8 protein-coding genes are annotated in these 11399 nt (G+C 42.2%); all 8 read right to left on the bottom strand.

The window, feature by feature from the left end:
- Positions 1 to 16: 16 nt before the first annotated feature.
- The 8 genes from CGSMWGV1500E_RS02895 to CGSMWGV1500E_RS02930 all read right to left on the bottom strand — a co-directional run bounded on the left by CGSMWGV1500E_RS02895 (position 17) and on the right by CGSMWGV1500E_RS02930 (position 11356).
- Positions 17 to 1432: a hypothetical protein gene (locus CGSMWGV1500E_RS02895; RefSeq protein ID WP_004128121.1), complete on the bottom strand. Its 1416-nt coding sequence runs from the start codon at positions 1430 to 1432 to the stop codon at positions 17 to 19.
- Between the two features lie 64 nt (positions 1433 to 1496).
- Positions 1497 to 2816 carry a tyrosine--tRNA ligase gene (gene tyrS, locus CGSMWGV1500E_RS02900; protein WP_004128120.1) on the bottom strand — a complete coding sequence of 440 codons (1320 nt, stop codon included), beginning with the start codon at positions 2814 to 2816 and terminating at the stop codon, positions 1497 to 1499.
- Positions 2817 to 2953: 137 nt separating this feature from the next.
- A complete protein-coding gene (gene argH / locus CGSMWGV1500E_RS02905; protein ID WP_004128119.1) occupies positions 2954 to 4441 on the bottom strand; it encodes an argininosuccinate lyase in 1488 nt (495 codons plus the stop codon).
- 18 nt (positions 4442 to 4459) lie between these two features.
- Complete coding sequence (locus tag CGSMWGV1500E_RS02910; protein WP_004128118.1) at positions 4460 to 5674, bottom strand: argininosuccinate synthase; 1215 nt, start codon at positions 5672 to 5674, stop codon at positions 4460 to 4462.
- Between the two features lie 244 nt (positions 5675 to 5918).
- Complete coding sequence (locus CGSMWGV1500E_RS02915; protein ID WP_004128117.1) at positions 5919 to 6464, bottom strand: arginine repressor; 546 nt, start codon at positions 6462 to 6464, stop codon at positions 5919 to 5921.
- Positions 6465 to 6642: 178 nt separating this feature from the next.
- Entirely contained in the window at positions 6643 to 9267 is a 2625-nt protein-coding gene (gene pheT, locus CGSMWGV1500E_RS02920; protein ID WP_004128116.1) for a phenylalanine--tRNA ligase subunit beta, read from the bottom strand.
- A gap of 5 nt (positions 9268 to 9272) precedes the next feature.
- Positions 9273 to 10382, bottom strand: a complete 1110-nt coding sequence (pheS, locus tag CGSMWGV1500E_RS02925) for a phenylalanine--tRNA ligase subunit alpha (protein ID WP_050543263.1) — start codon at positions 10380 to 10382, stop codon at positions 9273 to 9275.
- 35 nt (positions 10383 to 10417) lie between these two features.
- On the bottom strand, positions 10418 to 11356 hold the full coding sequence (locus tag CGSMWGV1500E_RS02930) for a TrmH family RNA methyltransferase (RefSeq protein ID WP_004128114.1): 939 nt from the start codon (positions 11354 to 11356) through the stop codon (positions 10418 to 10420).
- Positions 11357 to 11399: the final 43 nt, after the last annotated feature.

The raw sequence follows: 11399 nt of genomic DNA, 5'->3' as shown, positions 1-11399 counted from the left end.
ATAGCCTTAAATGATTTTAATCCTCAGATTCATCTTCTTCTGGAGCAAATTCGCAATCATCTTCACTTACACCAATCTCATCCATCATGGCGTCGTTCAAATGTTCCAAATCGTAGTCAATAACAATATCATCTGGGTTAATATCGTCATCGTCAGCATCAGCATACTGATTTTCAAGACTGTCGAGCAAAGATTCTAATTCTACGGCTTCATCGCTTCTGCCTGCTTCTTCTAAGAAGTACTGCTCAGCTTGAACGGCACGCATACGATACTCTCCAGGTAAGCCCTTTGAACGGCCCATTGCATGAACGAGCTCAATAGCTTTATCTGCATGATCAGTATCAAACAAAACACCGGCGTACACTAGGAACATTTCGGCTTTAACTTCACCCTTAAGGCTTTTTGCTTCATCTGACATGCAAATTTCTAAGGCTTTATCTAGATTGCCCATGCCGCGCTCACAATCTGCAATAAATGGCAGGTAGTCGAGATAACCGTTCATGCGCATTGCAGTGCGGAATTCTTTAGCAGCAAGCTTGTAATCGCCTTGACGATAAGATACAAAAGCTAATGTTTCGCGAGCAAAATCAATTCTTGAAGCCTGCTTAGCAACCCATTTTGCGTGTTCCAAAGCAAGATCAGGATTCTCTTCCTGCAAAACGTAGGCTGCAAGAATATGAAGACCAATATTTTCAGCATGCTCCTTGGAAAGGCCACGCAAACGCTCACGGTCTTCCTTAGAAAGCATTGCCCACTCTAGACCCTTTGGCATTTTAGGCTCGCCAGGGCGACGCGCGGTATAAGGGTTTTGTGATGGATATGAAACCGTTCCGTCAGAATTGCGACGAGGTCCATTTTCAAATCTGACATTGCCATGCGCATTGCTGTTTCGGCGCTCAGAGCTGCGATGTTCGTCGAAGCGACGATTTTCATTGCGATTATTGCGGTCGTAACGATCATTGCGATCATTGCGGTCGTAACGATTATTATGGTGATTGTCAAAGCGACGATTTTCGCTGCGATTATCACGACGATTATCGCCAAAATCACTTCTGGAATCTTTATGGAAATCCTTGTGGAAGTTTCCACCGCGATTATTTTCTCTGCGATTCTCGTTGTGATTATTTCGACGGTCGAAACGTTTTTCACCATCAAACTTCTTGTAGCGAGGATTTCCGCCTTCTTCACCGCCATGCTCAAAATCGCGCGAACGACGATCATCACGGCGATCATCAAAGCGGCGATTACGGTTAAAACGATGTTCTCCGTCGCGATTTTCAGAACGGAAACCACTTCTCTTAGAACCACTCTTGTGGAATCCATCTTTATGGAAACCACCGCGTCTTTCACCACTTTTACCACCGTTTCGATGGCCAAAATTACCACGATTACCAAACGACTTGCCACTACGTGATCCGCGCTCTTCGCCCATTATCGGCATACCTTTCAAATTCTAATAGACAATAAATTAATATTAATCTAATATTAAAAACAAATCATGCGCGCTCTACAGCACCAATAGCTTTTTTACCGCGGCGAAGCAAAGCAAAACGACCATGTAAGAACGAATTATCGTCAAGAACATCATCAACGCCTTCAACGCGTTCATTATTTAGATACAAACCACCAGCTTCGATAGCGCGACGAGCTTCGGAAATCGTGCGGAACAAACCTGCAGAAACCGCAGCTTCTACAATACGATCCCCATTGTGAGACTTTGCAAAATCTAAGCTACCATCTTCTGACTTCACTTTAATGCCATCTAAAGCAGCCTCAAGAGTCTGCTCATCAATATTTTTAATATCTCCACGTCCAAACAGTGCGGAAGAAGCTTCAATAGCTTGGTTAGTTAAATCTTCACCATGAACAAAACTTGTAACTTCCCAAGCAAGCACGCGCTGAGCTTCACGGCTTCCTGGATCTTCTTGAATTTGCTGCGCTAAACGCTCAATCTCACTCTTTGGTAAGAATGTGAAAACTTTAAGTAACTTAACAACTTCATCATCAGGCTGATTAAACCAGAACTGGTAGAAGCGGTATGGGCTTAACATTGTTGGGTCAAGCCACATTGCGTTGCCTTCAGACTTACCAAACTTGCGGCCCTGATTATCCGTAATAATCGGGCTAGTAAATACGTTTACTGAAGCTCCGCGAACCTTACGAATCAGATCCATGCCAGAAGTCAAATTACCCCACTGATCAGATCCACCAAGCTGCAAAGTAACATTGTAGTTATCAAAGAGATACAAGAAATCGTTTCCTTGCAAAACCTGGTAACTAAACTCTGCAAAAGAAATACCTTCATCTGAGTTCAAGCGACGAGCAACAATATCCTTAGCGATCATTGTGCCAACACGGAAGTTTTTGCCAACATCTCGCAAGAAATCAATAGCAGACATCTTAGAAACCCAGTCGTAATTGCTAACAAAACGAACAGGATTTTCTCCATCAAGAGGCAGAATACGTCCAATCTGATTATGCAAACGTTCAGCCCATGCAGCAACAATATCTTTAGAATTTAAAGTTCGCTCACCACTTTGACGAGGGTCACCAATCAAACCAGTTGCTCCACCAACAAGCGCAATAGGATGATGACCTGCTGCCTGCAAGTGGCGCATGTTAATAAGCTGAACAAGATTTCCAATATGCAAAGATGCAGCTGTAGGATCATAGCCGCAATAATACGTTAATGGTTCTCCGTCAAGTGCTTGAGCAAGCTGTTTCTCGTCTGTAGATTGAGAAATCAATCCACGCCACTTTAGCTCTTCAAACAAAGAAGCAAAACCTGCTTCCTTGTAATTCCTGACCTGAGCCATTCGTATCTCCTTATTGCAAAAATTCCGAAATATCGGGCGCTATGCGCGTCCGCAAGCCTTTTAATTTTTGCAGTACAGGCAGACACTATTACAAAGCTGTCAAAAGCATAATCACAATATTTCAATTTTGCACAATATTATTTTGAAGATGAACTATAAGCGGAACCGTCGCTTGTAGAAGAAACAAACTTACTATATTCATTTACTTTAGATTCAGCTTCATTTATTTGTTCAAGAACTCGCACTAGTGCAGTTCCGCCTCTAGTGCAACGAGACGCAACAGATCCGTCACTTGAAAGCAGTTTTCTAAGATCAGGAATTTTGCTGCAATCAATAAATCCGTCTAAAATATTCGCGAAATCGTCGTCGCTTAAATCAGCAAGATCTCCGCCGATTTCTTCTGCTCGCTTTACACACAAACCAGACAAAGTATGAGCATTACGGAATGGAACACCTTGCTTTACCAGCCATTCTGCAATATCTGTTGCGAGCGCAAAACCTGTGGCTGATTGCTCACGAAGACGCTTAAAATCAAACTGCATAGTTTTTAGCATTCCTGCAAATGCTGGAAGCAGCACTTCTAACGTATCAATTTGATCAAAAACAGCTTCTTTATCTTCCTGAAGATCGCGAGCATAAGCAGTAGGAAGACCTTTAAGAGTTGCCATTAATCCTGTTAAGTCACCAATTAATCTGCCAGACTTTCCTCTTGCGAGCTCTGCAATATCTGGATTCTTTTTCTGAGGCATAATAGAAGAACCGGTTGAATAAGCGTCATCCAAGCGCACAAAAGCAAATTCTTGCGTATTCCAAATAATAATTTCTTCGCTTAACCGAGAAATATCGACGCCAATCATTGCTGAAATAAATGCAAATTCAGCAACAATATCTCTGCTTGCGGTTGCGTAAATAGAGTTTGCACAAACAGCGTCGAAACCAAGCTCCTTAGCAACGCCATCAGCGTTGAGACCAAGAGTGTTTCCAGCTAAAGCTCCAGCACCATAAGGGCTTTCGTTTGCGCGTGAATCCCAATCAACAAGTCTCTGAATGTTGCGCAGTAGTGGCCAAACGTGAGCCATTAATTGGTGCGCAAGTAAAATAGGTTGAGCATGCTGCATATGAGTTCTACCTGGCATTACAGCATCTTCTGCATTTTTTGACTGAGTAATTAGAGCTTTGCAAACTGTTAGCAGTAGATTTGCAATAAATCGAGCATGTCGGCGTAAGAACATGCGTATAAGCGCTGCAATCTGATCATTTCTAGAACGACCTGCTCTAAGCTTTCCGCCTAACTTGCTTCCAGCAATTTCAAGCAATCCTCGCTCTAACGCAGTTGCCTCATCTTCGTCTTCTTCAATAGGAGCAAAAGTTCCTGAATCAACTTGCTTTTGCAATTCGTTTAATGAGCAAATCAGTTCTGAATACTCTTCTTTGCTAAGAAGACCTGCACGATACAACGCAAACGCGTGAGCTCTAGATCCAGCAATATCATCATCAGCTAATCGCCAATCAAACTGTGTTGATTTGCTTAATGCAGCAAGCTCTTTAGATGGACCAGAGCTAAAACGTCCACCCCACAATGCAATCGGATTGCTAGCGTTTTTTGTTGTATCGTGAGAAATCATTATTACCTCAAATCCAAATTAATTGTTTTTTGAAACGCGCATGTCACGAGCTGCAGCAACAGTATTTGACAATCCGTAAATTTCAATAAAACCGTTGGAAGCACGCTGATCGAAGGTATCGGAAGAATCGTACGTAGCTAAGTTAAAGTCATACAGAGACTCTTCGGAGCGTCTACCAGTAACAACAGCTTTTCCGGCGTACATAGTCATTCGAATATCGCCAGAAACATGTTCCTGAGTTTCGTTAATAAACGCATTCAAAGAACGCACAACTGGAGAGAACCATTGACCATCGTAAACAAATTCTGCCCACTTTTTATCAAGATCACGCTTTAGCCTGTGCTGCTCACGTTCCAAACAGCAGTTTTCCAGCTCTTGATGTGCAGCAATAAGAGCCTGAGCTCCTGGAACTTCATACAATTCGCGAGACTTGATGCCAACTAAACGATCTTCAATAATGTCAATTCGACCGATTCCTTGAGCACCTGCTCTTGCGTTCATTTCTTCAATAGCTTGCAAAGGCGTTACACTATGACCGTCAATAGCAACTGGAACACCTTTTTCAAAAGTGATAGTCACTTCATCAGGCTCTTGAGACTCCATAGGATTTTGAGTGTAAGAATAGCACTCTTCTGTTGGAGCATTCCAAGGATCTTCCAAGAAACCTGTTTCAATTGCACGACCCCAAACGTTTTGATCAATTGAGTAAGGGCTTTTCTCACTTTGCTCAATTGGAAGCTGGTGACTGTTTGCAAAAGCGATTTCAACATCGCGAGTAAGCGACAAATCTCTAATAGGGCTGATTGCTTTTAACTGTGGATCTAAGGATTTGATAGCAACTTCAAAACGAACTTGATCATTTCCCTTTCCGGTGCAACCATGAGCAATAGTATCCGCATCAAATTCGTGCGCCGCATGCACTAAATGCTTTGTAATCAGTGGACGAGATAGTGCAGAAACAAGAGGATACACATCTTCGTACATTGCATTTGCTTTCAAAGCGAGCATGCAATAATCGTTGGCAAACTCATCTCGCGCATCAACAACATAAGATTCTACTGCACCGCAAGCTAATGCGCGCTTCTTTATTGCATCAAGAGCTTCGCCGCCTTGACCAACATTAAGAGATACGGCAACAACATCTTGGCCGGTTTGTTCTTTCAAGTAAGGAATTGCTACAGAAGTATCCAAGCCGCCTGAGTACGCCAGAACAATGCGCTTATTAGTATTCATGTGACCTCCATATGCAGCGCTTTGTATAACTAAACAATATAGAGCATATTATACACACAAGATAAACGCAATAGACATGTCACAAATTGTTGTATTTTTATTTTTTTGTCACATTACGTGAAAAAATATATAAAATTTAGAAATCATACTTATACATATAAAAACGTGTACAGCATAATTTGCACTGTACACGTTATAAATATAAATATTCACGAATAAATTTTCGACTAAGATTTTTCTATAATTAGCGAGATGCAACAGTAAGCATCCAGTTTGCTCTTTCTTCCGCTTCTTCATTGGAAACGCAAACCATAATAACAGTGTCATCTCCTGCAACAGAGCCCAAAATACCCTTCAAAGGCTGGCGATCTATAACGCTAGCAACATACTGTGCAGCTCCAGATGGAGTATGAATCACAACAATATTATTTGCGTGAGCAACTTCCGTAACAAGACCAGATAACGTTCGAGCAACCTGCTGATCTATACGAACAGTATCCATTGCATGACGATTTCCAGTGCCATCCCCCAAAACGTAGGCAATCCTACCGTCGGTTAAACGAATCTTAACAGCATTTATCTCATCTAAATCGCGGCTTAAAGTAGCTTGAGTAACATTAAAGCCGTGGAGAGCAAGAACCTTAGAAAGCTGAGACTGAGACGTAATAACCTCAGACAACAAAGCCTGCTCAATAGCATCTAATCTAGCAGCTTTTGTAGAGGGACGTTGTTGCTTAAAAACAACATCTCCGTCATCATCTATTTCAGCATCCTGCCTAGAATTAACCATAATTTTTTACAGAACCTTTCATAAAAAACATTTATACATAAATATATACGATTACATGTGTAAATATCTACGAAATATGAAATTTATTTCAAAAAATTTGTTATAACAACAGAATAATGCGACTGTGAAACCAATAAAACATGAAATCACAATCGCATTATGCTTATTTAATACAGTCTTATACGCGCAAAGTTGCGTGCAATGCTGCAGCAGACTTTGTAATCTCCTTACGAACTGCTTCCATTTCTTCACCAGAAAGAGTTCTATCTGCAGCTCTAAAGGTTACAGAATATGCAAGAGATCGCAAACCTTCACCTAACTGCTCGCCTTCATACACGTCAAAAAGCTCAACAGATTCGAACAAATCGCCTGAAGCTTTTTCAATTGCATCTTGCAAAACCTGAGCCTTCAGCGAAACAGGAGCAGTGAACGCAAAATCTTGCTTAACTGGTGGGAATGTAGAAATCGGCTTAGCCTGAACTGGCTTCATTTGCATATTGTTAAACAAAGAAGTCAAATCAAGCTCAAACGCTGCAGAATGTTTTGGAAGATCCAAAGCGTCGCACACGTGAGGATGCAATTCGCCAACAACACCAATAGACACTTTAGAGCCGTCTTCAGCAATTACACAAACGCTAGCACTGCGACCTGGATGCCAAGAAACAGGAGCATCCTCAGCGTTAAATTGATCTAACACGAATTGAACACCAATGCGCTTAGCTAAACGTTGAACTGCTTCAACAGCATCACTCCAGTCAACATCGCGATGAGTGCCAAGCCAGCCAGTTTCTTCAGCATGACCGGTAAGCAGAGCAGCAACATGCAAAGGCTGATCCGGCAAACCTGCATCTAATGCAGCAAGTTCCGCATTAGACGGTCGCACAGAACCAGGAAGAGCAGGAATTGCAGGAGCGTTTGGATCACTAAAGTAAACATGACCAAGCTCATACATTGAAATATTATCTAAGCCGCGACGAAGATTACGACGAACAGTTCCAGCTAAAGTCATAAGAACTGATCTGCGAAGCCAAGGACGATCTCCTGCCAAAGGATTAGCAATACGAACACTTACCTTGTCAACTTCATCAACATCTTTTCGGAAGGCCTTAATATCTTCTTCACCAACAAATGGGTAGCTTAAAGATTCAACTAAGCCCATTTCTGCAAGTTCATAAGCAATAGCGCGACGAGTTGCCTGCTTTTCTGTTAAACCAGTTCTTCCCACAATAGGAACAGCAGGTACTTTAACAGGAATCTCATCGTAACCAACAAGTCGAGCAATCTCTTCAACCAAATCGCAAGGCTCATTCAAATCTGGACGCCAAGTTGGGGGAAGAACTGAGAATGAACCATTTCCACCACCTGCAACAGAGCAACCAATATCGGTGAGAATGTCACTAATACGGTTCAAATCAAGATCAAGACCAGCAACACGCTTAACTTCATCAGCTTTGAAAACAATCACATTGCGAGACTGAGTATTATTAACATCATTTGGATAAGAAGATGGCTTAGCACCACCAAACTGCTCCAAAAGGTTTGCAGCCATTTGAGCTGCAGCAGGTTGCAACTCAGTGTCAACACCACGCTCAAAGCGACGCGAAGCCTCAGAAGGAATCTTATGACGACGAGCAGTTCGAGCAATAGATACAGGATCAAAGTGAGCTGCTTCAATCAAAACATTCTTAGTTTCACTGGTTACTTCGCCATACATGCCACCCATAACGCCAGCCAAACCAAGAATACGAGAGCCTTGATTTCCACGAGGAGAATCGCAAATAACCAAATCCTCAACGTGCAATTCGTGATCCTTACCATCTAAAGTCGTAAGATGTTCACCAGAACGCGCACGACGAACAACAATAGGACCCTCAATTTTATCCAAATCGTAAGCATGTAAAGGCTGACCTAAGTCAAGCATCACGTAATTAGTAACGTCAACAGCAAGAGAAATGCTACGCATGCCTGCACGAGTTAAACGACGCTGCATCCAGTGAGGGCTTTTAGCATCAGAGCTGAAATTATTAACAGCACGAGCATAGTAACGATCGCAACCAGCAACACCGTGAATTGGGTTCGTATCTTCAATGCTTACCTGAATATCTGCAGATTTATGATTCTGAGAGTCCATAAATTTTGCAGCTTGCTCATTAAGAGCTACTACAGGATCTGTGTAAGATGCGCCGGTTGAGTGATGGTACTCGCGAGCAACACCTCTATATGAAAAAGCGTAACCGCGATCTGGAGTAATATTAATCTCCAAAATTGGCTTATTAAGATGAAGCAATTCCATAGCATCATCGCCAGGTTTCAGAGCATCATATTCTGCTTTAGAGAATCCATATTCGCGAAGCAAAATAATGCCGTTATGACTATCTCCTAAACCAAGCTCACGCTCAGATGCGCACATTCCGTTAGAAATATGACCATAAGTCTTACGAGGCTCAATCTTAAAATCACCAGGAAGAACAGCACCAGGAAGAGTTACAACAACCTTTTCACCTGCAGCCATATTTGGAGCGCCACAAATAATGCCACGAGGAACTTTCTTACCGTTCTCATCAACATCGTTGTACTCTTCACCAACATCAACATGGCACCAATTAATAGTTTTACCATTTTTCTGCGGTTCGGCAGTGGCATCTACTACATAGCCGACAACAATTGGGCCGGTGACCTGCGAAGTATGAATTTCTTCCTCTTCCAAACCTACGCGCACTAAATCCTTAGCAAGCTGCTCGTAAGTTAAACCTTCTGGCACTTCAACATGATCTTTAAGCCAGTCAATATCTACCATTGGCATGAGTTTTACTCCCCCATTACAAACTGTTGTGCGAAGCGCTTATCGCCTTCAACCAAATCATGCATATCGTTAATATCGTGACGAAGCAGCAAAGTGCGTTCCAAACCAACACCAAAAGCGAAGCCAGTGTAAACTTGCGGATCTAAACCTGCAGACTTCAAAACATTTGGGTTGACCATACCGCAGCCACCCCATTCAATCCAACCTGGGCCACCCTTTTTATCTGGGAACCACAAATCAAGCTCAGCGCTAGGCTCAGTAAATGGGAAGTAGCTAGGACGCAAACGGCTTTTAGCATCTGGACCAAACATTGCAACAGCCAAACGGTCAAGAACGCCCTTTAAGTCAGCCATTGTCAAGTTCTTATCTACAGCTAAAGCTTCACACTGGTGGAATACTGGAGTGTGAGTTGCATCAAGCTCATCTGTTCGGAATACGCGACCAGGTGAAGCAATATAAAGAGGAACTCCACGCTCAATTAATGCGCGAACCTGATCAGAAGAAGTCTGCGTGCGCAAAACCATGTTTGAACCAACAAAGCCTGCAGCATCCTTGGCTTGATTTCCCTGAACGTAGAAAGTATCTTGCATTTGGCGAGCAGGATGATCTGGACCAAAATTCAACGCGTCGAAATCAAACCATTCAGTTTCAACTTCTGGACCTGCAGAAATTTGCCAACCCATAGAAATAAAGAAGTCTTCAAAATCTTCAATAATACGAGCTATCGGATGACGAGCACCAAGAGGTTTGCGATTCACCGGAAGAGTCATATCAACTGTTTCAGCAGAAAGCATACGTGCTTCTTCAGCAGATTTAACACGCTCCGAAGCCTGAGCAAATGCACGTCCAAAATCAGCTCGCAAAGTTGACATTACTTTGCCAACTTCCTTCTTTTGATCTGCAGGAAGTGAACCAATAGCCTTGCTCGCAAGAGTCATCACTGACTGAGCACCAGCATATTGAGTTTTCACCGCCTTTAACTCGTCCATGTTCTGAGCTGCAGCAGCACGAGCAATACCTTCTTTGACTGCTTGAGTTACAGCTTTAACGTCGAATGGCTTATTATCGGTCACAGCACCCTTCCTATCTGTATTACGCGTATCCACATGTTTCATTATGTTCTATACACTGTTAAAAATACTGCCCAAAGCTATATTTTTCGCTCATGACTAGACATAGCCAAGCCCATAAGCATTACTGCTGCGCTTGTTGCAAGGTTCATTGATTCCGCTTTACCGTAGATTGGGATAATTGAAATATTGTCAACTTGCTGCAATATTTCTTGAGGAAGACCACGCGCTTCGTTGCCAAATAAGATTGCTAAAGAAGAGCTGGTAAGCTCAGTATTTGCAAGAATCTTTGGGAAAGGCACAGGTTTCAGCTGATCAGTTCCGTAAATATCCGCTGCAATAACGCGAATATTTGATTTTTTAGCGTAATCAAACCAGTCTTGAACGCTTAATTGCACTACAGGAAGATGAAATAGCGAGCCAGCAGTCGAACGCACAAGCTTAGAATTCCAACGACTTACGCAATCGTCAACAAAAACAACAGCATCGCAGCCTGCAACATCTGCAACACGAATAATCGCACCCGCATTACCAGGATCTCTTACCTGCCAGCAAGCTGCAATCAAAAGAGGATTATTTGTATTGCCTACGCGCTCAGAGCCTTCTGCATTCACAAAGTTTTCTGAACTAACAGACTTTTGCAAATTCTTAAACTCACCTACGTAAATCTCATCTAAAAATTGCGCATCGCTAACAGCAACAATTCCTTGCGAATCAGAACTTATTTTTTGCATAATACTTGATTCAACAGGATGAACATATAAATCTTTAGATAACGCTTCTTTAATAATTTCTTGCAAAGAAGAAGATTGATTAGCATCTTCTTCATTGTTAACGCAAACCTCTTTAGTAACGTAAATATCACTTATTGAATCTGAAGCGTAACTAACAGCCTCACGAACACTTTGAGGACCTTCAACCAAAAAACGCTTAGAAGCATGCGAGTTGCCTTTGCTTAACGCTACAAGCCTACGCACACGCTCGCTGTGTGGATTATCAATTAATTCTTTTAAGGGCATATTTACACTTTACTTCAAAAATGAATGCAACACAGTTAAATAG

Source organism: Gardnerella vaginalis 1500E (genome assembly GCF_000263595.1).
Lineage (GTDB): Bacteria > Actinomycetota > Actinomycetes > Actinomycetales > Bifidobacteriaceae > Bifidobacterium > Bifidobacterium vaginale_E.
This window is presented reverse-complemented; position numbering and strand designations above follow the sequence as displayed.